Annotated in this window: 15 protein-coding genes and 1 tRNA gene; 6 read left to right on the top strand and 10 right to left on the bottom strand. The window is 37.3% G+C overall.

Annotated elements, in window-relative coordinates; genetic code table 11:
- The first annotated feature begins 50 nt into the window (after positions 1-50).
- A complete protein-coding gene (gene cobT / locus BC008_RS12190; protein WP_027844368.1) occupies positions 51-1,304 on the top strand; it encodes a nicotinate mononucleotide-dependent phosphoribosyltransferase CobT in 1,254 nt (417 codons plus the stop codon).
- Positions 1,305-1,913: 609 nt separating this feature from the next.
- Here the strand turns inward: cobT and BC008_RS12185 are convergent.
- Positions 1,914-2,291, bottom strand: coding sequence for a hypothetical protein (locus BC008_RS12185; RefSeq protein WP_027844369.1), 378 nt, complete (start codon positions 2,289-2,291; stop codon positions 1,914-1,916).
- Between the two features lie 1,792 nt (positions 2,292-4,083).
- Between BC008_RS12185 and BC008_RS12180 the strand changes: the two genes are divergently transcribed.
- Complete coding sequence (locus BC008_RS12180) at positions 4,084-5,640, top strand: mechanosensitive ion channel family protein (protein ID WP_235595829.1); 1,557 nt, start codon at positions 4,084-4,086, stop codon at positions 5,638-5,640.
- Between the two features lie 22 nt (positions 5,641-5,662).
- Here the strand turns inward: BC008_RS12180 and BC008_RS12175 are convergent, their stop codons facing one another.
- Entirely contained in the window at positions 5,663-7,324 is a 1,662-nt protein-coding gene (locus BC008_RS12175; protein ID WP_036266278.1) for a serine/threonine protein kinase, read from the bottom strand.
- A 480-nt stretch (positions 7,325-7,804) separates the two neighbouring features.
- Positions 7,805-10,234 carry a BamA/TamA family outer membrane protein gene (locus BC008_RS12170; protein ID WP_082650516.1) on the bottom strand — a complete coding sequence of 810 codons (2,430 nt, stop codon included), beginning with the start codon at positions 10,232-10,234 and terminating at the stop codon, positions 7,805-7,807.
- 137 nt (positions 10,235-10,371) lie between these two features.
- Between BC008_RS12170 and BC008_RS12165 the strand changes: the two genes are divergently transcribed.
- Complete coding sequence (locus BC008_RS12165; RefSeq protein WP_027841986.1) at positions 10,372-11,742, top strand: lipid-A-disaccharide synthase-related protein; 1,371 nt, start codon at positions 10,372-10,374, stop codon at positions 11,740-11,742.
- Between the two features lie 18 nt (positions 11,743-11,760).
- On the opposite strand, the gene BC008_RS12160 is transcribed toward BC008_RS12165, so the two are convergent.
- Positions 11,761-12,936, bottom strand: coding sequence for a pentapeptide repeat-containing protein (locus tag BC008_RS12160; protein WP_161938092.1), 1,176 nt, complete (start codon positions 12,934-12,936; stop codon positions 11,761-11,763).
- A gap of 738 nt (positions 12,937-13,674) precedes the next feature.
- Between BC008_RS12160 and BC008_RS12155 the strand changes: the two genes are divergently transcribed.
- Positions 13,675-15,045, top strand: a complete 1,371-nt coding sequence (locus tag BC008_RS12155; RefSeq protein WP_027841987.1) for a pyridoxal phosphate-dependent decarboxylase family protein — start codon at positions 13,675-13,677, stop codon at positions 15,043-15,045.
- A gap of 672 nt (positions 15,046-15,717) precedes the next feature.
- Positions 15,718-15,945, top strand: coding sequence for a hypothetical protein (locus BC008_RS12150; protein WP_235595828.1), 228 nt, complete (start codon positions 15,718-15,720; stop codon positions 15,943-15,945).
- A 48-nt stretch (positions 15,946-15,993) separates the two neighbouring features.
- Here the strand turns inward: BC008_RS12150 and BC008_RS12145 are convergent, their stop codons facing one another.
- Together BC008_RS12145 and BC008_RS12140 are read right to left on the bottom strand one after the other, a co-directional pair.
- Positions 15,994-16,530, bottom strand: coding sequence for a peroxiredoxin family protein (locus BC008_RS12145; protein ID WP_027841988.1), 537 nt, complete (start codon positions 16,528-16,530; stop codon positions 15,994-15,996).
- Between the two features lie 523 nt (positions 16,531-17,053).
- On the bottom strand, positions 17,054-17,665 hold the full coding sequence (locus BC008_RS12140; RefSeq protein ID WP_027841989.1) for a peroxiredoxin: 612 nt from the start codon (positions 17,663-17,665) through the stop codon (positions 17,054-17,056).
- Between the two features lie 142 nt (positions 17,666-17,807).
- Between BC008_RS12140 and BC008_RS12135 the strand changes: the two genes are divergently transcribed.
- Positions 17,808-19,919: an amylo-alpha-1,6-glucosidase gene (locus BC008_RS12135; RefSeq protein ID WP_027841990.1), complete on the top strand. Its 2,112-nt coding sequence runs from the start codon at positions 17,808-17,810 to the stop codon at positions 19,917-19,919.
- A gap of 295 nt (positions 19,920-20,214) precedes the next feature.
- Here the strand turns inward: BC008_RS12135 and BC008_RS12130 are convergent.
- The 4 genes from BC008_RS12130 to gshA form a co-directional block, all read right to left on the bottom strand.
- Positions 20,215-20,288: transfer RNA gene (locus BC008_RS12130), tRNA-Met, on the bottom strand.
- Positions 20,289-20,529: 241 nt separating this feature from the next.
- Positions 20,530-22,659 (bottom strand): peptidoglycan DD-metalloendopeptidase family protein, encoded by a 2,130-nt coding sequence (locus BC008_RS12125; RefSeq protein ID WP_027841991.1) that lies wholly within the window; start codon positions 22,657-22,659, stop codon positions 20,530-20,532.
- Positions 22,660-23,492: 833 nt separating this feature from the next.
- The gene (locus BC008_RS12120; RefSeq protein ID WP_058183432.1) at positions 23,493-23,954 is read right to left on the bottom strand and encodes a tRNA (cytidine(34)-2'-O)-methyltransferase; all 462 of its coding nucleotides are present in this window, start codon (positions 23,952-23,954) and stop codon (positions 23,493-23,495) included.
- Positions 23,955-24,570: 616 nt separating this feature from the next.
- Complete coding sequence (gshA, locus tag BC008_RS12115) at positions 24,571-25,707, bottom strand: glutamate--cysteine ligase (protein WP_027841992.1); 1,137 nt, start codon at positions 25,705-25,707, stop codon at positions 24,571-24,573.
- Between the last annotated feature and the right edge of the window lie 64 nt (positions 25,708-25,771).

Raw genomic sequence — 25,771 nt, 5'->3', positions numbered from 1 at the left:
AATAAATAAGGAACGGGTAGGGGAGGAAAAATAAGAATCTTTAATTACCAGTGATTCGTATTTATACTCAAACAGAACAAGCTAAAAAATGGCTGCAACAATACAGGGACTGTCAGCCTACTTTTGCTTGTGTTTTAGGATTTACAGAAACTGCCTTAATTCCTGGTATTTCTGCTGCGGGTAAAACTCCAGAAAATCGAAAATATACTGCTTGTGCAGATGCTGAATTTTTATATTATGGTGCAAACCATCAACCTAAATACCCTTTACCGCCCTTAATCGCAGGAGCTTCTCCCACAATTATTTCCAGGGCAATAATAGAATCACTAAATATACCACTTCATGTATTTAATACAGGATTACCTCAACCCCCCCCAGTACCGGTAATTGATGTGGGTGGCGTACCAGCAAGATGCTTGAGTCAGGGAAATGCAATGGAACTATCCAAGGTACAGCATTTACTAGAAAGAGGTTTACTTTGGGGAGAACGCCTAAGCAAACAAATTCACAACAGGTACTTGATTATTGGTGAATGTGTTGTTGGTGGTACTACCACGGCACTAGCTATCTTAACAGCTTTGGGTATTAATGCCGCTGGCAAGGTAAACAGCAGTCATCCAGTCTGTAATCACGAACAAAAATTACAGCTAGTGCAAACAGGTTTGGAGATGATGAATCAGAGAATATTCCCAGGAAGACAATTCTCTGACTTCCGTACTGATATCGTTCATCGCCCATTACAATTAATTGCTGCGGTTGGCGACCCCATGCAGGTTTTTGTTGCGGGAATGACAATTGCTGCTAGTCGTAACTGTGGCGTGTTGCTAGCAGGAGGTACACAAATGCTGGCTGTTTATGCTTTAGCGAGCGCGATCGCTCACGAAAATAATCTTAATTGGGAATCCAAACAAGTAGTAGTAGGTACAACACGTTGGGTTGCAGAAGACCCCACAGGAGGAACCGTTGAATTAGCAAAACAAATTGGTTCTCACGAATATAAATTCCTTCGCGAACACCAACGTAAACACCAACGTAAATTTACTGAAGAAACTACTGAAAAAACTATTAAAGAAAAAAACTTCAGAGAACAAACCCCAGTACTACTTGCAACTCAACTCTATTTTACTAATTCTCGCTATTCTCAACTGCAAATTTATGAACAAGGTTTTGTTAAAGAAGGTGTAGGTGCTGGAGGTCTTTGTATTGCTGCTTCTCTAAGTCATGATTGGCAACAGAAGCAATTTTTGCAAGCTATAGAAGGACAACTTGAACGTTACTACAGTCCTCCCTCGAACAATCGCTAATTTACAATCTCTCACACTTTGGATTTCCAATATCTCCAAGATAAAGATACTCTGCTAAAGTCTGCGCCTGTCTTACACTCCTCTGGGGTAGAATTTAGGCTTTTAGCAGAAATAATCTTTTAGGCTTGTTGCTTCAATCATTGTTCGCTTTGCTGATGCAGCATTTTATTGGGAAATATCTGTCTGTCAAATCCTATTTTTTGTTTGCGGTCAAAAGAGAGTCTGACGACCTAAATGAGACACATAAATCCTTTGAGCTCAAATTAAACGAATTAAAATTCAAACGCCAGAGACTGGGATCTATCACCCCATGTCCAATGCATCTAGCAACTTGCTTTATAGATATTTGCCATTTCGGCTGCACCAGATTGACTGTCAAATGTTAAGAAGTGACTAGCATATTGGGTTTACCATCTTTATTCCTATAGGATCTCTGGTTTGAAAACTATGGAGCTTAGAATTATGTTTTTTTTGTAAAGTCCTTTTAACTAAATTTACTTGTAATCGCTCACTATCTTTATGGTGGCAAAGAAAAAATGAGTTTTCTCTTGTCTTACTTACAGATAAATACTTTAGATTTCTAGGAAAAATATATGCTGTTGCTGCGCTTCAAGATTTAATCCTCTTGAGTAATAGCTGCTCTTCTAAAGCTGCAATACGATTATATGCAGCAGTTAATTGGGCTGTTAGCCGTTGAATTTGAATCTCTGGGGTTAACTGCTTTTCTCCACCATCTAGATTTCCTTCAGGATAAATACCATCACTCAATATGTCCTTGTGTTCCAGTTCTGGCTCTGTGTTGAAGCGTACGCTCGATTGATAGTTTTCAACATCGATGTTTTCCCACAGGTTTTGTATTGATTGTTTTCGTTCTGAATCACAACTAGATATAACTTGAGAAAGTTTTTGATCGAGTACTTCAATTTTTTGACAGAGAGCATCTAATTTATAACTCAAAGTCAGAATTTGTTTTTCTACTGATTCCATCTAATACACCAGATTAAATTGATTTGTTTCTATGTTATTCAATTAACTGCTTAAATTAACTATACTTACGATTTTTTTAACTTTTAAAATTTTTTTTTGGATTTGATAATTTAAATCAGTAATTAGTCATATAAATCAATATTTTTCTCGTCCTTTACCTGTATGAGTAATAAGCAAGATTAATTAAGGGATATTTCTTCAAAAAAAACTACAGATTATTTAACAAAATTTTAATTATCAATCATTCTCTTTGAAAAAAAGCTTTACAACCTCCTCATAGAGAGGATTTTCAATTAATATCCATAATCTATGACTGAATATAGCTTTAGTTTATAAAGCATGAAAAATACAGCAACTTATTGCACTTATTCAAGTTAAAATATAGGTAAATTTCATATTGGAAGCATTAAGTTCTCATAACAAAGTTTCTTGATTTTTAATAAATACACAAGTATTTTTAAATTGAACTTGGTATTAAATTATTTGATGTTTAAGCTATAATGGTAGATTGACAAGTTTAGATTTTCATATATTTCAAAAACTATATAAATAAAATATGTACTAGTCTATGAAATTATAGTTAAGACATTTTTTGTCAAGGTTTCATTAAGTTGTAATGAACTTAAACCAAGGTTGATATTCCGATACTAAGACTCCAAATGCTACAGAGTTCTTTCTCTTGTCAGGTAAGTGTATTTCATTGAATACTGAAAACCAAAAATACTGAGATTCAAGTATTAACTAAAACTTAAATTGCTTGTTGTATTTATTGCAAGCTGACTAATAACCTCAATTAGAGAAAATAAGTGCAATCCGTCATTAACAACAGAAAAGCCCACATAAAGAGACTTAAATAACGACCAAAAACTAATTAACTATATTGCTATATAGTTTAATCCATTGAGGATGTGATCAATATATAGAATTGATATTGTGCAGAGACTTAATACTTTCTTAAGTCCACTCTGTACCTAATTTTATTTCAGAGTAGAATATTTGGTCGATCTATCCTACAGTTTTTTGTACTTGCTGACTTTATGCTTGGTATAAATTAATATTAAGAAATTTATCGCCAATAATTACCACTCGGAAGAACTGGTCAGATCTACTTTGGGATAAACTTACGTGTTACACCTTATGTGAATTAGAAGCTGGAATAACGTAAATTCGTGGGAATAATCACAAATGTGATTTACGCCGATTCTTGAAACCTTTGATATAACAAAACTAAATTTAATTCACATTAGAAGTATATTAGAAATTCATAAAAATCTCGCGGGAGTTCGGAAACCCCGTACTTTATCCTACGAGGTGGCTGCACCGAATAAGTCGGGGAGGAAAAACGACACGGGACAAGAGGATTGTCCGTGGAATATTAACAAGAGTAAAAACAGTAGTGCGGGGTCGTTGACAAGTTTCTTAAAAGTCTTTCCACAATAGGAAGTCAAGTATTTTAACTTGAAAATTTCAACCTTAGACTTCAAAACTTGAAGACACATCTATACAAGTCAACTTCTATTGGTGAATGGGTAGTTTTTTCTACTGAAGCTGATAAAACATAAAAACTGATAGGAATTTTCGCTAAACTACACAATTGGGAAACATAAATTATTGTTTATCTTTCCTGCTATCAGCTCCTCCACAACTATTTGCTTATATGAGAAAGATGCGTTGTATTGGTATGCTTCCATACCGAAGTTACCTGAAAAATTCAACATTCAAATTTATCAGTATTGCGCTCCTTGGTTTTTTGCTCTCGTTTTGTTTCGTATCCAACCCAGCTTCGGCTCTATTGGATAACGATAAAACAGCTCCTGTTGTCGTTGATGGAAACAAACTTTTTAGACTTGCGGGTAGCGAGAATTTAGAACCTAAAGAAAGGGCTAAAAAAGTAAATCGGGAGCTAGAAAAATTTATTCAATCTGAAGAAGCACCGAGAGTTGAAATTGAAACAAAAGATCGATCTCCCGTAATCACGATCAACGGCAAAGATTTATTTACGGTTACTAATAATGATACTGTTCCACCTTATAACGCAGATCGTAAAGCACAAGCTAATTTTTGGCGACAAGAGATAACTCGAGCAATTAATGCTGCTCGAAGAGAAAGAAGTGCAAGTTTTATTCGTTATGCCTCAATTGTAAGTACAGTAATTGTAGTTCTAGGGGCTGTGTGTCATAAGCTTTTGGGTGGTTTATGGCAAATCGCACGTAATAGATTGACTCCACTATTGGGTTCAAATCAATCAACCGATGACGAATCATCTAATGGTAAGAATGATGAGGAGCAGTACAAAACATTCAATTTTCTTTTAAAATCTACTCTGATACTGGTACGAACAGCTTTATGGGTTGGCATAATACTTTACATCAGCAACCTGTTCCCATTAACTCGCCGGTGGAGTTTCAATATCACCAACCAGATACTGTATAGCCTTACGGCAAAGATTTTACCTTTTGGAGGAAAGTCTTCTTCGGTTATCGAGATACTGATTCTGGCTTGCTTATTTTGTGGATTATTTATTGTTGCAGGTGCAGCTACCAATATATTACGCTCTCGAGTTTTACGATTATTGCGAATTAGTCGGGGAGCACAAGAAGCTGCTGCAGTCGTATTTAAGTACCTGATAATTGCGATTGGAGGAATTATTCTTCTCCAAATATGGGGTGTAGATTTAAGTTCCTTAGCAATTTTGGCAAGTGCTTTGGGTGTAGGTATCGGTTTTGGTTTCCAAGATATTGCTAAAAACTTTGGTAGTGGAATTGTATTAATTTTCGAGCGTCCAATTCAAGTAGGGGATTTTATTAAAGTAGGAGACCATACAGGAACAGTAGAACAGATTGGTGCTCGCAGCGTGACAATTCGCACCTTAGATCGCGTTTCTATTATTGTGCCTAATTCTCGCTTCTTGGAATCAGAAGTTATTAACTGGAGTCACGGTAATCCTATTTCCCGCATCCATTTACCAGTAGGGGTCTCCTATAGTTCTAATGTTTATTTGGTAAAAACAGCTTTATTAGAAGCCGCTGCAAAACACTCAGAAGTTCTCAAGGTTCCGCAACCACAAGTATTTTTTAAGGGATTTGGCGATAGTTCTTTAAACTTTGAATTACTCGTCTGGATAGATCGACCTCCAAGTCAAGAGTACATAAAAAGCGACCTCAATTTCTATGTAGAAGCAGCCTTAGAAAGACATAAAATCGAAATTCCATTTCCTCAAACAGACGTACATATTCGTTCTGGAGAGTTACCAATTCAAATATCCCCAGAAGTAGAACAACTTTTGAGGTGTTCACTGAATATGAATAATGGTAATTCTACTCGCAATGATAGAGATTCTGGATATTAAAGCATATGTCTTCCAACAGCATTTAATTTGTTGGTACTTCCACAGAGGAAGGATTAAAATCTGAGTTTGATTTAGTTTGAGTATTTGATGGTAGCGTTGGTACAACTACAGGATTAGAACCTGTTGTTTTGGGTTTGGCTTGAAACTTGGAGTTCACATTTTTTTCTGGAGATGCTGATTTTTCTCGAGCAGATGGAGACTGACGAGATTCTCTGATTTGTCGCAGTCTCTCTATTAAAGATGGGGAAGGGGATGTTTTTGGTTTAATTGGTGACCGTTCGGAACTACGAGGTTGGATATTTTTTGCTTTTACATTTGTTGACTGAGATGAAGTATTTGTAGTGTTGTTGTAACTCGATTTTCCTGATGCTTCTTCTGAAGTAACCTTATTAATTTGCAACTCTTGTTGGCTACTATTTGCAGTTTTTGTTGAATTTCTATTTGGCTTTGAGTTTCTTTGGTTATTAGTGTTGCGTGTAACCTTCGTAGTGGACTTTGTTTTCTTTGCTGGTAAATCTTTAATTTCTGGTTTTGATAATTTCGTTACATTTTTATTCTCATTATTATTTTCAGATTCTCCTATCATCGGATTGCTGAAAGACTCAGAAGGCTGTAGTTGGTTTTGGGAAGCCATTTTAGTTACAGCAAAACTAGTGGTAGCAGTAACTACAGCCACTCCAGCAAAAATAAACACCTTAGGTGATAAATTTTTTTTATCTTTGGGGCGAGTATTTCGATCTGATTCTGATACTGGATAATTAACGGCAAGTTTACTATGCCTTTCTGGCTGGGGTAAATTTTCCGGATGAACTTTAGCAGATAAATCGATGGTTTGTACCATATGTGTTGGTACTGGTTGAGCAACATAACTACTTTCGCTACTTGGCAGTAATTTTAGCCAGTCATCAATCGTTTGGGGACGAAACTTCGCTTCTACAGCCATCCCACGCATCACTGCTTGATTTACTGCTGCACTTAAATGAGGTTGTAGTTCCCTTGGTGCGGGCATTTTTTCTCTATCCCGCAGTAAGGCTGGTAGCGGTATACTTCCTGTTAAGAGTGCATATAAAGTTGCAGCCAAACCATAAATATCTGTTGCTGGGGTACGAGTCGCATGGGAGAGATATTGTTCGATGGGAGAATAACCCTCGGAAACCATGCCAGTATGTGTCTGTTTGACGCCGTTATTAAATTCTCTAGCTATACCAAAGTCAATTAAAACTACTTCCTGAGTTTCTCGGCGTAAAATAATATTATCTGGTTTAATATCCCGATGTAATAAATTATTTTTATGTACAACCTGTAATGCAGCAGCAATTTGCCGGATATAGTGAACTGCTGTTTTTTCTGGTAAAGGAATATTGGGCAGAACAAATGCTTCTCCCAATGTCTCTCCATCAATGTATTCCATTACCATGTAAGGCAATCCATCTTCGACAAAAAAATCACTCACCCGGACAATGTTTGGGTGGCTGCAAGTTGCTAGTCTTCTTGCTTCATCTTGAAATTGGCGCTGAAATTTAGCAAAATCAGGATGTTTTTGGAGTTTTTGGTTGATTGTTTTTATTACTACCTCCTGATTTAAGTATTCATGAGTTGCTTTGTAAGTAATACCAAAGCCACCCTTACCTATTTCTTGGTTTAGAGTATATTTTCCACCCTGCAAGGTTGTACCAACTAGCATAGTGATTTAAAGTGTTAGATTTGCAATTGATTTTAAAAGTTAGTCTAGGCAGTCTATTTGATTTTAGAGGAGGGCTACCAGTAAGCCTAGTATTCTAAATTAAAATCCAAGATTAAAATCCAAAATTAAAGTTTACAGAATCAAAGTTTACAGAATTAAAACCTACAGAATCAAACTTTAATCTTTGGATTCATCAGTTGCTGAAACAGAAACTAGGATTGAAAAACCAGCATTTTTGCTGTTTGTGATAGTTAAGATGTAAACCCTCAATTGTTAATTAATTCAATCGGGGCAATTAGAATTACATGCGTAATTAGACTGACATCATATTACCTGCTTTTTCTGTTACGGATATAAATTTAATATGATTTTTCAATCTAGATATTTCCCAACATTATTTATTACGGTTGCCAAAAAATTATGCGCTAAAAAAGTGCACATAATCATATCTAAAATTAACATTTAAATCTGTATAAGATATCAGAATCTGTGACCAAAACCAAAATGTAGTTGGCTTTCTCCTTGATCGGTAATACCATAATCAGCGCGAATTAAGCCTAGGGGAGAGTTCACTCTAATACCTGCACCAACTCCAAAACCACTACCAGGCTTACCCCTTGCTCCTGCAGGATCTGCCAATACAGTATCTCCGGAACCAAGATCCGATGCAAAATCAGCAAATACTACTCCACCGAGGGATTTTACAACGGGAAGAGGAAAACGATATTCAGCAGAAGCAAGTATATAACTGCGACCGCTACCAACTTTACCTCCACTGTAACCGCGTACTGAGTGGGAACCACCTAAATTGAAGGTTTCATAAGGTGGTAAGTCGCCAATTACAGTACCTGCTTGGGCGTTAAAGGCAAAAACTTGAGTTTTGTCAGATTTAAATAACTTTACTGGTACGTACTGACTGTAATTGGCTTGCAGGCGATTCATGGAAATATTACCTAGTCCCAAAGGAATAGATTGTTCGGAACTTAGGGTTAAAACAGAGCCTTTTGTAGGATTAATAAGATTATCTCTTTGGTCTTTTGTCGCACTTAAGGAAACAGTTGTTAAATCGTCTACACCAGTACCACTTAAAGTTAGTGGGTTGTTGAGTTCATCTTTAGCGGTAACTCGACCTTTGCGATCGCGAATACTAGTACGGGTGTAATTTAGTCCCAAGGTCGCATTCCAATCATCAATTGGTTTTTGCAGTTGGAAGCTTGCTCCAAATTTACCTTGGCGTACTTTGTCTCCGTTGACTAGTTTAATTTCATCATCAAATGTTTCGGAAAGTCCGCGACGACGAAAAGCATTAATACTGTAACCCAAACGATCGGGATTGCTGGAGCGATAGGGGCTAGTAAATTTAGCATCAAATCCTAAATGGCGTCTACCTGCTTGGACATTGACTCCTAGATTATCGTTGGTACCGCGAACATTTTGGTCGCGATAAGTAAAGGTACCCACGATACCTTGATCGGCGTTGAAATTACCACCCAAGTTGACAGAACGGGCTCCAAGTTCTTTAAGTTTATAAATTACATCAACTTTATTTGCGTCACCATCTAAGGCTACATTGGCACTTTCAAATAACCCTAAACCATAAAGTTTTTGCAAATCTTGTCGTACTACTTTATCTTGAAAAACTGCACCGGACTTTAACTGCAGCTGTTGTCGTAAAAAATCAGGTTTTGTTCGACCTTTTACAGCTTTACCTCGATCGCTTACGGTTTCACCTTCCTCATTCACAAACTGAAATTTAATCTCACCTACTACCCCTTCTGCGACCTGTAGAGTTAAACTTCCTTGGGGGTTGGGTTTAATTTCTAATACTCTTGCCAAACTGTAACCGTTGTCTTTATACCATTGATTAATTTCTTTAACGGCATTTTTTAGCGTGGATGGACTAATGGGTTGACCAATTTGGGATTTAAATGGCTCAATTGCTACTTGATATTTCAATGCTTTCGCACCGGAAAGCTGCAAAGAGCGAACTATTAAAGGTTCGACTCGATATACCACTTTTAAACCAAACTCAGTTTCACCACTGCTGACATTGGCGTTACTAAATAAACCAGTATTCAAAATTGCTGTTACATCTTTTTGTAACTGACTTTGGTTTGTATCTCCACCAACTTGTGTTTTTATGACTTGGCGAATTATTGCTTCTAACTCTTGTGTCGCACCAACTACTCGTACCTCGATTGCTGGAACTACTAAATCATTATTGTCGGGAATTGTATTATCGCGCTGTATTTGAGGTGTTTGTGTAGTTTGCTTGATATTTGAAATATTCTTATCGGAAGTATTTTGATTTGAAATACTTTGATTTGAAATGCTTTGAGTTGAAGTGCTTTGATTTGAAATATTTTGAGTTGAAGTACTTTGATTTGAGGTGCTTTGATTTGAAATGCTTTGAGTTGAAGTACTTTGATTTGAAATATTTTGAGTTGAAGTGCTTTGATTTGAGGTGCTTTGATTTGAAGTAGTTTGAACTGAAACCTGTCGATCTGAAATATTTTTTTTAATTTCTGGAGAAGAGGAAATGACAACAGGAGAATTATCTATTTCTCTAGATTTGTTAAATTTATTTGATTTGTTAGATTGCTTAGATTCAGATACTTCTTGGTTTTGAATTTCTTCAACTTTATTCTGAATTCTCCCAATAACTGGCAAATTGTTACTCTTTCCACTTTCCACCCGAGAATGATTTTGGGAAAATTGTTGGACTTCTTCCGTTTCTGGTGCAGCAACATTTTCAACCTGCGGTGGTGTTTCTTCGGTTGTAGGAACCACAACACTATCAGCTGATTCTTTTTGGGCTTCATGATTCGGAGTTGCAGCATTTACTTTCGTTGTAATGTTGCTAGCCGCTAAAGTCGCCAATGTAAAAATTGTTGCCGAAGAAACTCGCATAGTTATAGTCCGATCGATTAGGAGTTAGTGATTTGAGGCTAGACAATGGGAATAAGACTAACTTCCTTAATGATTCTTTGATACCCGTTCTCTTCCTCTTACCCTTAAAGACACTTATTTTATAAACTTTGTTTCTTATGAATGATTTATCGCCGTTACCCTTAGTTTCCGACCCACAAACTACATCATCTTCCTTGCAGTTATTGGTTTTGAGCAATGGTCATGGCGAAGATGTAATTGCCGGATCGATTTTACAAGAATTACAAAAACAATCCCATCCCCCAGATATTTACGCCTTACCTTTAGTTGGAGAAGGAAAAGCCTACCACAAATTGGATATTCCTTTGATTGGTTCGGTACGCACTATGCCTTCTGGTGGGTTTATATATATGGATAATAAGCAATTAATACGCGATGTACGTGGGGGCTTAGTACAACTAACCTGGAAACAAATTAAAGCAGTCAGACAATGGGTTAAAAGCCAGCAAAAACTAGGTCAAAAGGCTGCAGTGTTAGCAGTTGGGGATATTGTCCCCCTATTATTTGCTTGGGTTAGCGGTGCCAATTATGCTTTTGTTGGTACAGCAAAATCAGAATATTACGTCCGGGATGAGGTTGGGTTGCTCGAGCGTACTAAAAAAGGTTCAGCCCGTTGGGAAAACTTTTCTGGTTCTATTTACCATCCTTGGGAAAGATGGTTGATGAGTCGTTCCCGTTGTAAAGCGGTGTTTCCTCGAGATTCTCTGACAACCGAAATATTACATACTTGGAAAAATATTCCTGCTTTTGATGTGGGTAATCCGATGATGGACGGCTTAGAACCAAGATTTCCTACCCAAAATTTATATCGAGGCGATGGAGAACTCAAAGAAATGGAACGTCCTTTAATCGTAACTCTTCTTCCCGGTTCCCGTTCTCCCGAAGCTTATGCTAATTGGGAAGTAATTATGAATGCTGTCTCAGAACTAACGGATTGGTTCCGAGAACCTGAATTAGTTACTCATACTTCAAAAACAATCATATTTTTAGGCGCGATCGCACCAAACTTAGATCTGAATACTGTATGTCAAAGTTTAGAAAATCAGGGTTGGCGTTCCTACACAGAATCTCCAATCCAAATTCCCGACTCCCATATTTTGACCTTTAAACAAAAAAATGCTTATACAATACTGACTCAAAATGCTTATAATGAATGCTTACATTTAGGAGACTTAGCGATCGCCATGGCGGGTACCGCTACAGAACAATTTGTGGGTTTAGGTAAACCAGCAATTACCATTCCCGGTAAAGGTCCCCAATTTAATCCTGCTTTTGCTGAAGCCCAAAGTCGTCATTTAGGATCGTCGATAATTTTAGTCGAACAACCAGCAGATCTCACAAAGAAAATATGTTCTCTATTAGAAGATCCTGATAAGTTTCATCTTATTGCTAAAAATGGTGTTCGCCGTATGGGTAAACCTGGAGCTGCAAAAAGAATTGCTGAATGCTTATTGGAACAATTCAGTTGACAATAGCTAATTCTAAATTCAGGTAAAAATTGCCCCACGTTTAATTAGATCGCGCTTGGTAGATTCAGAAATTCCCAGGTTGTGACCAAATTGGGCATTATTAACATTTACATTACTAAGGTTAGCGTTACTCAAGTTAGCACCTTGAAGCTGAGCGTTACTCAAGTTCGCATGTTGTAGTTGGGCGTTACTGAGGTCAGCATCAATTAGGTAACAGCCTTCTAATTTGGTATTAATGAGATTGGCATCTTGTAATTGTGTGCTACTGAGGTTCGCACCACTCAAGTCTGCTTCTTCTAACTGAGAAGTAACCAGATTTGCACCGCTTAAATCACTATAAATCAGATTAGCACCGCGAAGTTGCGCCGCTTTGAGATTTGCAGAAGTAAGATCTGCTCCACTGAGGTTTGCACCAATTAGTTTAGCCCGGATTAATTTGGCACAAATCAGATCTGCACCTTCAATTAGGGCGTTAGTGAGGTTTGTACCTTCAAGTTGGGCACCAATAAAATTAACATTTTCTAATAATGCATTACTGAGATTTGCGTCTTGGAGCAATGCTGTGCTTAGGTCTGCACCCTCAAATTGCACGTTACTGAGGTCTGCACCTCTAAAGTCAGTATTACTAAAGTTGGTACCTTCAAGTTGAGCACCGATAAGATTAGTGTGACTGAGGTTTGCATGCCAAAAACTACTCGCAGTAAGTTTAGTTGTGCTGAGATCGGTATTAACAAAATTCCTACTACATGAATCGCAGTTTATAAGATTTATTCTATTATTTTCATTTTCACTGCTACTCTTTTTCCCAAGAAAATTCAGAGCAATTTGAATATCTTTGGTAATCCGAAGATTTTCTTTATTATCCTTTATCTTCGGAATAGGAGAATTCTGCTTTACGTAATTGGTGATAGCTTCCATTGTCTGCCAATAAAGTTGAGGTGAATCTTGAACGACAGATTCTAAGGCATGAATTCCAGATATTCTTGTATTGATATTTGTGCTTTGTAATTTTTCTAAATTTATATGTAAATCGCCTTGAGTTGCTCCCTCATTTTTAACTTTTAAATCTTTGTATGTAACTTCTTTTGACTTAGATGTAAATTTTTCTATTTTTTTTCTATTTCTTAAAAAAGCATAAATGATTACGGAAAATATACAAAAAAATATAATATTGATTGAATTCGTAAAAAACATGACATATATAGAAATTGTAAAAAACAATAAAATAAACAAAAATTTTAAAATTTGAAGATTGAGTAAATATCTATATGATTTTGCATCACGGTATATTAGCCAATTTTGTATATGGTTATTCATAACATTTATGTAATCAAAAATTGAATCTAATTTTTATCAAAGAACAGAAGTCATATAGACGTAAAGTCTAGTTTTATACAGATACCAGATGATTATTATTTAGTCACGAAATTGTTATTTCAATAACATATTCTAAGATTATTTACCAACTTACAATGATTAATTTGTATAACAAACATTCAGTTATAAAGTAGATATTTAAAATTTGATGAATAAAATATAGTGAAAATATATTAAATCAAATTCGAACCAAAATATTTAGCTCGAACGATAGGTGAAAAATAATTTATGCTTCCCAAGATACGATTTATATGAGTCAGTAAAAATAATTTGCGTACATTTCCGTAAATTCAAAACAAGTAATCTTAAAATAAGTAATTTGACTTGTTTGAGTAACACTGTTGCAAAAATAATCGCAATCATCTAGCCAGTATGATGAGCAGTTAAAAAAAATTCATTTTTATAATATTTCAGTAGTAATGACTATGAATATAGGATAGTAATTGCTGGTTATAAGCAGCCTCAGTAAAATCCTCTATTAGCTCCAAATATTTACTAATCTCTTTATTTTTTGCTCACCCCATATACCGAATTACTCTGGATACACAGAAATAAATGACTTTAGAAAAACAAAGCCTCAACTTACTCCAAGAAGCTTTAGAAAAACTTGATTATGGTTTCCAAGACCTTCCCGAACTCGATCCAACTCCCGATCTAGAAACAATTAAACCTGTTTTGCTCCAAGTTGCAGCCCGCATGCAAGATAATTTCCCCTACCATCATCCTTTATATGTGGGACAAATGCTCAAGCCACCAACAGCGATCGCCCGTCTTGCTTATATGCTGTCATTGTGGATTAACCCCAACAACCACGCTCTTGATGGGGGACGCAGTAGCTCGGTAATGGAAAAAGAAGCAGTTGGGGAAATTGCTCGAATGTTTGGTTGGGAAATCCACCTGGGACATTTGTGTAGTGGTGGAACTATGGCTAACCTGGAAGGTTTATGGGTAGCAAGTTTAAAGCAACATCCAAAAAGCAAAATAGTAGCTTCTTCTCAAGCACATTACACCCACCAAAGACTTTGTAACGTTCTACGTCTTCCATTTCAAAGTGTGAAGTGTGATAACCAAGGACGCATGAATTTGAGCAACCTGGAAAAACTTTTAGATGGAGAGGATATTGGTACAGTTGTAGTTACACTGGGTACCACAGCCACAGGTTCTGTAGATCCATTACCAGAAATTATTGAGTTACAGTCCAAATATAATTTCCGTATCCATGTCGATGCAGCTTATGGCGGTTATTTTACTTTAATCGATAACTTAAGCGATCGTACCCGCGCTATTTTTGATTCGATTTCACAAGTTGATTCTATTGTTATCGATCCCCACAAACACGGATTACAGCCTTATAGTTGTGGCTGTATTTTATTTAAAGACCCTGCAGTGGGTCAATTTTATAAACATGATTCACCCTACACTTACTTTAGTTCCCAGGAATTACATTTGGGAGAAATTAGCCTAGAATGTTCCCGTCCTGGCTCAGCTGCTGTAGCATTATGGGCAACTCAGAAATTACTACCAATGATTCGAGATGGTGAATTTGCGATTGATTTGAGTAAAGCTAGACAAGCTGCAATCAATCTATTTGAAAAACTACAAAGCGATCATAAATTTATTACTGCTTTCCCACCTGAGTTGGACATAGTAATCTGGGCTCCAAAAGCTGACAAGGTCAGTAAAGCTTCACTACTATCCCAAGAAATTTTTGAAAAATCTGCAGTCCAAAATTTACATTTAGCCTTAGCTAAGCTTCCCATTGAGTTTTTTCAGCAGGGAGATCAAATAGATATTGAATGGGATGAAAAGTACATTACCTGTTTGCGCTCTTGTTTGATGAAACCAGAACATCTTGATTGGTTAGAGCGAATTTGGGAGATTTTAGACGCAGTAACAAATGAGGTATTGAAAACAAAAAGATTTTGAGGATTTATGGCGTTAAGCGCAATTAAATTCTTAGAATATACACTTTTTTGTAGATTTTTCTTGAGTCAACCTTACAAAGATTTACATGTAAGATTATTTTCTGAAATTTATTTTCCCAAAATTTATCTTCCTACAGTTAATTTCTCTGGAATTGGTATAGAGCTTAACTGTTTTAGTGTTTAAACTTGAGCGTTTGTTGAGTTTTTTATCAAATCAGACATAATTCTTAAAATTTAATCTTTTCTTTAGATTTGTCATCTAATATTTTTATAGAGATAGTTATTAGGCAAAGATAAACTAATTTTCGTCTTTAAGAAGGTCTTCAAAATTTATCCGAGAAATAAGTACTACTTTGCTCGATACAAACAGAAAAAATCAGAAGAGGTAGGTGAAGAATATAGCCAAACAAAGAAATATTATTTTCTCACTTTGATAGCTTTGTTTTTTACTTTTTCAATAATTCTTGACTTTTACTGCTCAAAATATCTCTAAATATAATTTTTGTTTTCTAAAACACTAATGTCATACATGTATAAATTTATGATGACATCTAAAAATTAGAAACAAAGAAAAATATTTATCAAGATTTCTGTTGATTCTTACACAGTTATCTGTCAATAGCAAAATTATACAAACTGCAAAAATTCAGTATTTGCAGTGGGAGTAGGTCCCGTGAAAAATTCATCATCAACATTGCGACATTTGTGGTCTGTAGTTGAAGAAACTCAAGCAAGTATCCTTCTTGAATTTAGCGATACTGAACTAATCGAACAACTGCTAGGACAACTTGAGGAAAAAAGATTAGATCGGGTAGAAGCAAAAACGATTAAGACATATATTCGTTCTAGACTTCCTTTGATCCGCGACATAGCTGCTTCGAGACAAATGAGCAGCGTATGAAGAATCAAAAATATGAAGAATTAAAAAATAAACCAAAAATAAAGTATTTCAGTCGAATTGCTTTAATAAGGTATCAATAGCAGCATTAGACTCGAAGAAAGAAAATAAGTGTTTGTAATGTAGTTTTCTATCTTGGTCTAAAACAAATTGTGCTGGTAAAGGTGCCCCTAATGCTTGTCCAACTTCGTAAGAGCGAAATACACGACAGCTAGGATCGCTAAGTAAAGGCATTTGTAAGCCTAAATCTTGTACAACTATTTTGCTTTGTCGTTCGTCAGTACTGCTAATTAAGAGAACTTCTATGCCCCGGTCTTGAAATTGTTCGTAATTATCTCTCAAGGCTTTGATGTGAGGGAAACAAAAGGGGCAATATTGGTTTTCTGTAAAAATACGTGTAAATGCCAGTAATACTGGCTGTTTACCTTTGTACTCTGATAACTTGACTGATTTACCATTGGTAATATCTGGTAATTTAAAGTCTGGAGTTGAATTTCCTAATTGAAATCTATTGGTGGCAGGAATAGGAAGGAAATTATCCAGGAAACGTTTGTTAAGCAAACCGCTAAAATCACTTGGATTAGGCATAGTAAAAATATTTTTAATTTATCCTGGCAGTTAAAAAATTTATTTTTTTATTCCTAATTTTGCAACTCTGTAAATATGAATCTCTGTAGAGATGAATCCTGAGATTTTTTATACTATTTTTACTGTTTAATTTGTCTTGAGTTAATTAGTTAGCTTTTGAGACTGGATCAAAATTCAACTTTCAAGACTTCAGATAATTTAAATATTTAAGATATGGCTTTGATACTTTCTTCAAGAATATTTAATTCAAAAATATTTAGTTCAAAATAATTGCACAATTGTATCTCAAGGATAGATATATTTGCCGTCAGGTTTTGCAGAAGCCAAAAATGATAGTGTTACACTAAGCAGGATTTATCGACAATTTCCCAACTGCCGATTCTATCTACCCATGGTCACTTTCTGCCTGAATAGTTCTAGTTCCCATTTTTGTGGTACTAAAACCTACTCAGAAAATTGAAGGCACTTTTTCACAAATGACTTTATAGCTGACGGCAATCAATCTAGTATTAAGTAACGATACTTAAATGGATGCAAAGTAAACTTTAGACTTCTGAGGATCTGGATTCATAGTTTTCTCTCCAGGCTGCCAACCCGCAGGACAAACTTCATCAGGATGGGTTTGGACGTATTGAATAGCTTGTAATGTTCTGAGAGTTTCATCAACGTTACGACCGAAAGAAAGGTTATTAATGGTCGCGTGTTGGATTACGCCTTCTTTATCCATAATGAATAAACCCCGTAGTGCTACGCCTGCTTCAGGATCTAAGACGTTGTAAGCCGCACTAATTTCTTTCTTAATATCTGAAACTAGGGGATAATTAAGATCGCCAACGCCACCTTGTTTGCGGTCAGTTTGAATCCATGCTAGGTGGGAAAACTCACTGTCAACAGAAACTCCAAGAATTTCGGTGTTCAGTTTTTTAAAGTCTTCGTAACGATCACTAAAAGCAGTAATTTCTGTAGGACAAACAAAGGTAAAGTCTAAAGGATAGAAGAATAAAACAACATACTTTCCGCGATAGTCGGAAAGCTTAACTGTTTTAAATTCTTGATCCACTACAGCAGTAGCTGTAAAGTCTGGTGCTTGTTGACCGACTCGAAGGCATCCTTCTGTTGCGTAAGTCAGAGGCATAGTAATATATCTCCTTAAAGCTATACAAGTTTTACTGCTTTGTGAAGATGGATCCGTCTATTAAAGTTCGCTAATCCATCAACTAACAATTAAATTACGAACTGTTACGACTATATCATAGTCATAACGATTTTGAGTATAAATGGCTGATTTAGATACAAGAGAATGGTTGCTTACCAATGGCTTAGGGGGTTTTGCCAGTGGTACTGTTTCGGATGTTAGGACTCGTACCTATCATGGTTGGTTGTTTGCTGCAACTAGTCCACCCTCAGGAAGAACACTTCTGCTATCGCATTTGGAAGCTAGCTTGGAGATTGGGGGCGAAGTTGTAGTTGCAGGGACTAATTTTTGGGGTAGCGGTCAGATCGAACCAACTGGTTACGAATTATTACGTTATTTTCAGATTAATCCTGTTCCAAAATGGGTTTGGGGGGATAAAGAGTGGCAACTTACCAGACGGATGATAATGCCCTCAGGATTGGGAGAAAATTTTTTGTGCCCGACGGGTGGGATAGGAGAAGAAGCATCATTTTCCAAAATCCCTAATAATCAATATTGCCACCGAATTTTAGTTCATTATTCCTATGAAGGCAATGATGTTGGGGTGTTAAGACTGCGCCTGTTAATCGCTAATCGGAATTTTCATCATCAACAAAAAGAAACTTCAGATCTACTGTTTTCACAAATTCTTGGAGAACGGGTAATCTGTCTCCAATCAATTAGTGCTGGGGATTTTGGTACTCCTTGGCAATTACGTTGGACCCGAGGAGAATATCAAGCAGAAGCCGTTTGGTACTGGAATTACGGGCTCCCAGAAGAAACGCGACGAGGATTAGGCGATCGCGAAGACCTTTACAGCCCAGGTTACTTGAATGTAATTCTCCAACCAGGAGATACAGTTACTTTAGAAGCAAAAGTAGGTTTTCCAAGTAACGATCAAACCCCACTAAATTATGAAACTTTTTCCAAGGCCGTTGAAGCCGAAGAAAGTAGATTGAATCAGATATTTAGCTCAACGAGCATGTCAAAAGGGACACCAAGAGGATTAGAAGAAAATTTAGTTAACAACTCTAACCCTGCTGCATATATGCCACGCGATACTCTGTGGCAAAAAATACTCAGATCTAGCGAACAATTTATTGTTCATCGTACTTCTATTTCTGGACCAAGCGTCATTGCTGGCTACCATTGGTTCAATGATTGGGGACGGGATACTTTAATAGCTTTACCAGGTTTAACATTAGTAACAGGGCGTTTTAAACTAGCCAAAGGACTACTTGAGACTTTTGGCAGATATTGTCGCCATGGGCTTATACCAAACGGTTTTCCAGATATTGATGGGGAGCCATCTTATAACAGTATTGATGCTGCTCTTTGGTGGATTGAAACTTTGGGACTTTATTTAGAAGCAACCCAAGATTGGGATTTTCTAGTTGCTCAGTATCCAGTAGTACAACAAATATATAAAGCTTTTATTGGTGGTACTCTTTATAATATCCAAGTTGATTCTACCGATGGACTTATTAGTTGGGACGCTCGTGGAGTCGCATTAACTTGGATGGACGCTTTAGTTGAAGGAAAAGCTGTTACACCTCGACGTGGTAAACCTGTAGAAGTAAATGCCTTGTGGTTTTCGGCTTTATGTTGGTCTGCCCAATGGGCAAAACGTTTAAGTGAAATTCACGTTGGAGATTCTTTAAAATTTCTCAAACAAGCTCAAAGGTATAGTCAACAAGCACAACAAGTAAAAGAGTCTTTACAAAAGTATTGGAACTCCCAGTTGAGATATTTGTACGATAGCATCGAGCCAGATGACCGTCGCAATAGTCAAATTCGTCCCAATGCAGTTTTAGCACTTTCTTTATACCATTGTGGATTTTCCCAGTCACAAGGGGAACAGATACTTGAATTAGCAACGTCACGACTGCTAACTCCCTATGGTCTGCGCAGTCTTGACCCCTACGATCCAGAATATATTGGTAGATACGTAGGGGATTCAACTCAACGGGATAGTGCTTATCACCAGGGTACTGTTTGGAGTTGGCTGATTGGACCTTTTATTAGGTCTTGGGAACGCTTTTATCCCGACGAACCATTACCTTTTGATTGGCAGCCAATACTTGACAGCTTTTTGAATCAAGCTTGTATCGGTTCGATTTCAGAAATTTTTGATGGCGATCCACCTCATAATCCTAGAGGTGCAGTTGCCCAAGCTTGGTCGGTAGCAGAAATAATTCGCCATTTTCCCAAGTAATACTAGTACCGCTGCGCGGAAGTCATTAGCTTCGCGTGTCTGTAAGACATAAGAGACTGCGTCCTTGTGGACGTTAGTGTTCGCCGTAGGTGCAGTCTAGCGGGGCGTTAGCACAGTAAAAGTACTGTTTTTTCTAGCTTTGAGCTTTTATAAACGGGTGCTTTATTTCCGCCACGGTGTACTAGACGATGTAGTAGATAGATATGAAAACAAAAAATACCGATACTTAAACCTACTTTATTAGTAGAATCTGCAAATATCGGTTACTATTTTTTTATATTTATTAGGTTTGTAGTGGCTCAGGTCAGACTCGAACTGACGACCAAGGGCTTATGAGTCCCCTACTCTAACCAACTGAGCTACTGAGCCATACTTAAGCTACTAAGGCTTTCCATTAATTATTAAGTTATCATACAAATCTACTCTTGACTACCCCTTGACGGAAATTTTTAATAAATCCTTAAATCAGAGTAAATTGACTACCGGGAAAAGAGATAATAAATTATCACTCGCTAATTATCTATTACAATTACTGGCGAGAAAAAAGTAAATGAGGGAGAAAAACTCCCTCAACTGAACGGTATATTATTCAGTTGTATTCGGAGAAAATTTACCTCTTTTTCGGCAAGAAAGCCATTGGGTTTTTCGCCCGACCATTTGGACGGATTTCAAAATGCAAATGGGGACCGGTACTAAATCCAGTACTTCCCATCAAGGAAATCTTCTGTCCTTGCTGTACTTGCTGACCCTTCTTAACTAAAAGCTTGCTGTTGTGAGCATAGCGAGTTATGGTACCGTCTGGATGACGAATATCTACAAGGTAGCCGTAACCACCTCTGTTCCAGCCAGCCTTTTTAACAATACCTGCAGCAGCAGCATGGATTGGAGTTCCAGTGGGAGCTGCAATATCAATACCCTTATGCATTCTTCCCCAACGTGGACCATATCCAGAAGTAAGAACTCCCTTCGCTGGCCAAATATAACCTTTGGATTTGGGTTGAATATTTTCGATTGGTCTGGGCAAGTATCTGCCAGCCGCCGCTAAAGGTGGTAATGGTGTAGAAAGATTATTCGTTCTGGGAGTAACAACTGAGTTATTCCGTTGAATAAACTGTGAACTATTGCGGCTACCGTAAATCGAAGATACTGATTTTGGTTGAGGTACGGGAATGGGCACTGCCCCATTGTTTTGTGTAGCTAATTTTGAGCTACCTGCTGTGGGAACAGCAATTGGTACCGATACATTATTGTTTTGTTTGATGTATCTTCTAGAGGTTGAAGCATTTTTGTTCTGGGGAAGTGTAACTGCTTCCACTTCAGATGCTTTACCTTCACGAGATTTTTGAGCGCGGTACTTAGCCCGCAATCTTTCGATTTCTGCTTTTAAACTGCGAAGACGTTGATTATACTTCGGGTTTTTATCACTTGCTGCTTTAGCTTTTGCCAAGCGCATTTCAGCGAAAACTAGGGGTGTAGCTTCACCACCCATACCGTAAGCTGCTTCTCCGGTAGAGGATTGATTTATGCTACTGATGAATTCTGAACCAATAGTAGAAGTTGGATCTACCCCAACAATTTTACTTGATGCAAGTGTAGATGCTTTATTTTTGCCACCATGATAGTGGTCGTTTGATTTAAATTGAGGGTTAAAAGCAATTGTTGTTACACTAGTAGTAATGCGATCTTGCTGACCAGGTATAACTATCTGTTGATTTACTTGTAGCTTATCTGGATCGTTAAGCTTATTTACCCTTGCAAGTTCGGTAACAGAAGTACCGTAACTTTGTGCTATTTCACCTAGAGTATCTCCTGACTTAACAGAATAAGGTTGAGTTTCTTTTGGTGCAACAACACCTGGAAGTGCTGGTATATTGGCAACTACACCAGGGTTAAACCTTTTGATGGATTTGGCTTGTTCGGAAGCTTTTACATTATCCGAAATTTGCCTTCCATTCCGAGCAACACTGTTGACTGATTTTTCAGTTGAGTTTAATGACTTGACTGAGTTGTGGGAAAGTGCAGATGGACTCTTGGTTCCCCCAGAACGCAGCTTTGCCAAACTTGCTCTTAGGTTATTAGATTTTTCCTGTAAGCGTTGAATAGCAAACTCTTGTTGAGCTTTAAGTTGAGCATTAACGTTTGTATCCAAGCTTGTCGTTGGGACTATTGTCCGTGGGCGACTGTTGGATGATACGACTTGCTCGCCAGCAAAGTTACTCTGACCAGAGACTTTTACTGCTGTTTGCTGCTTGGCTGTTTTAAGAGTTTCCTTGAGCGAAGCTGTATTCTTAACTGCACTTTGCGAAGAAACTACTTTAGGTAAAGGAAGTTTTGCTGACTTCAGTGCCGCTATTTGTCCTTTTGTGCCAAGCCTTTTCCACTCAGGTATTGCCTTGATATCTACCGTCTGTGGGTTATCCGGTACGCTTACATTAGGAAAAACTCCATACTCCGAAGTTTTTCTTGGGGCAAAATTTACATCGTTCTCAGAAGCAGCAGGAAGAGAAGAGGCTGCTTTTTGGCTGCCTACAGATTCTGCTGCCAGGGCTCGATCGCTTTGTCGAGTCACCAAAAGGCTGGTAGCTCCCATCGAGATAGCCAAACCAATCATGGCGGCTTTGGTACGTGCTCGACGACAAGCCTTGGAATTATCCAATTCCTCTATCTGCCCCATCGAGGCATCATCGCTGACAGTGTTTTCAACCACAGCATTTGCTCTCTTCTTTAATGCTCGTTTCAAAGACGACCTCCTATGATCGCTAGCGCTTAACTGACCTCGATTTCTAGTCGGATACTAGTCAATGATTTAGATCGCTAATAAAAATTGATCAAGATCACTTCCACTAGAGATTATTAGGCAAGATTAACCTGCTTCTCTAGTTTTAGACAAGTTCACACCCTAAACACAAGAATAAATTTTTTTGTTTTTGAATAATCAGTTTCACAGTCCGCTATCTTATCGTGTCTCTCTATTACACATGTCTTCATCTGTTTTACCCCTTCCAACCAGAACTAGACAAGTATATATTTGACGAGTTTACTGGCTATCTAAGGAAGCTTATGTAAAGACTTCGTAAAAGAGGTGTTTCCCTGCTGTAGTAATCCCTTAGATTTCTACAAGTTAACTTGCCTACTCAAAAAGTGAATGTACGTTGATTTTGCTTAAGAATTCAACCGTATAAATTCGCAGGAGTTTTTGCGCTCCCAAATTGTCACAATAGTGGAATTTCTGGGGGCGTTCGCTCAAACTCCTGCTCAGACAACTTTTCACCCTTCTTTGGCCTTAGTCCGGAAAAATACGAAATCACTAAAATATATCATTCGATCCTCAGACTGAATCAGATGAATTATATAAATTCCTTATATATTAGGCCCACTTGCTTTGAGGTATTACTGGCAGATTTGGCGATCGTCAGGAAAACTACTATACAAATTTGTATTTTTTACACAACCAATATGTGATGTGTAAGTATATTTTTTATCTTTGATTAATTTTAAACTTTTTAATTAATTTTGTTGTGTATTTACACTTAAATTAACAATAACTATGATGATTTGTGTGATTAATTAAATTTATTGAAGATAACCCAACTGGCGACGAGCTTCAAATAACGCTACAGCAACGCTTACAGATAAATTTAAGCTGCGAACACCCTCTTGGCTGATTGGGATATGAATAGTTGCATCACATTCGGAAATTACTGTCGGTGGTAAACCTTCAGTTTCGCTGCCAAATAGTAACCAATCATTGGGCTGAAATTCAAACTCAATATAGTTAATACTGCCGCGAACGCTGAATCCTAGGCATCTGCCTCCTATATCTTCATGTTGCCTACGAAAAGCTTCTAATGACTCGTGATAGTGCAGTTTAACAAATTCCCAGTAATCTAAACCCGCTCTTTTGAGGTAACGATCGCTGAGTTCAAATCCTAAAGGTCCTATTAGATGTAATTGTGTATTGGTCGCTGCACAAGTTCGAGCAATATTCCCCGTATTTGGGGGAATTAAGGGATTTACTAATACTACTTGGGGCATATATAATCAATTTATGTATTAAGAAAAACAATGTAAGACAAGTACGTAATCTACCTTAAGATAGTGTTATTTGATAGGTTTTGTTAATATTTCTCAACCGACTTGCATTGATTAGAATTTTAAAAGTCACGATAAATCTTCCTCAAAGTGCTTGCAAAAGCGTATTTTTACTCAATAGAACAAATAATAGTATCCCTCGCTGTAAGTAGATGTTTGAAATTACCTAAGTATTGTTAGGGTTTATTCGGGTAAAGAAAATTTACGATAAATGAACAAAAGAATACAGGATAGGAAATATTAAAAAACTATTTATTGGCTTTTGCTCGACTAAAATTTTGAGGTCGTGGGAGTAATTAACCGATTAAATACTCGATAAATTTATTTCAAAGAATTATTTTTTGGTGGATCAATCCATTTGTTTACAAGTGTTCGCAATATATTCTATGGGAAATGTAGTATTGCGCGAACCTGAAATATGCCTGTACAGTAACTGTCTGTCAGAATAATGCTTAGTAGATAAGAGAAATTAATGAAAAAAGCAGTTAGACAGAAGCTAACTGCTCATCGGTTGATTTAATATCGTTACGATTGAAGCTTCAATCTCAAGCATTCAATATCAAGCAGCTAAGGAAGAACATACCTTATCTTCGAGTTCAAGTTCCCGTTCTTTCATCGTATCTATTGCTTGAATAAGTACATCTCTGGCGCTAAAGCCAACACCATGAAGTTGTAACCACTGTTGGGCTTCGTTACCACTTTGCAAAATCTTTAATAATGGAGAAAGGAAGCAACTAAAACCATTCCTTTTGGCTATGATGCGCAAATCTTCATAAAGATAGGTTATCCAATCTCGAGCAGTTATACTTCTACCATCTTCCCAGTGTTGTAACTGAGCATCAAGACTAGATGTTGCGGCTGCAATTTCATTATTTGTGGTAATGGTAAGTAAATCTTCTGGAGAAAATTTGGACTGCGTTAAAGGATCGAGATTAGGATTATCAATAATTTGTATTAGACGGGTTTCTAGAAAAGCTGCGATCGCTAACAAAGCAATAGGGTCCGTAACTAAGTCGCAAATCCGTAGTTCTAAACGATTGAGATCGTAGGGACGACGATCGCCATTTGGTCTTACTGATGTCCATAGGTGGCGAACATTGTACATGTTTCCATCAGCTAATTGATTTTCTACCCAATTTATATGATGAGCATGGCTTTCAAATAAGGGAACGCGTTCGGGTGTTTGGGGGAAAAGTCCCCATCGAGTGGAATGGAAACCGGAAGCTTTTCCCTTAATAAACGGAGATGAAGCACTCAAAGCAAGGAAAAGAGGTGCTTCAAGTCGAATTACTCGACAAGCTCGCATTAATGTTTCTGGATTGTCAATCCCAATATTGATGTGAACGCTAGCGGTAACTACTTTGGTTCCGTAAGCGTTTTCAATGTGGCTATGGTAAGGATTAGTTGGGTCAGAACGGAAAAAGCGATCATCCTCAACCAGTGACAAAGTACTTCCCGGAATTAAGGTATAGTTCCCTAAACTTTGAAGATATTTCCTTAATTGCATCCGAGGACGTAACAAAGCGCATAACTGCTGTTCGTAATTGATAGATGGAGCAGTTATATATTCGACATTACGATTATCTGGTTCGCGAACAAATCCATCTAGAGCAGAGACAATCTTGTCGGAGAGTCCCACGACATCAGCTTTAGGCGTACCAGTGTACATTTCAATTTCAAAGCCTTTTGATAGCACCTTTTTTATTTCTCCTAGACTCTCCTATTAATTAAATTGTATCGGAGGTAACGAAATACTGCAT

The organism is Mastigocoleus testarum BC008 (assembly GCF_001456025.1).
GTDB classification, from domain to species: Bacteria; Cyanobacteriota; Cyanobacteriia; order Cyanobacteriales; family Nostocaceae; genus Mastigocoleus; species Mastigocoleus testarum.
This window is presented reverse-complemented; position numbering and strand designations above follow the sequence as displayed.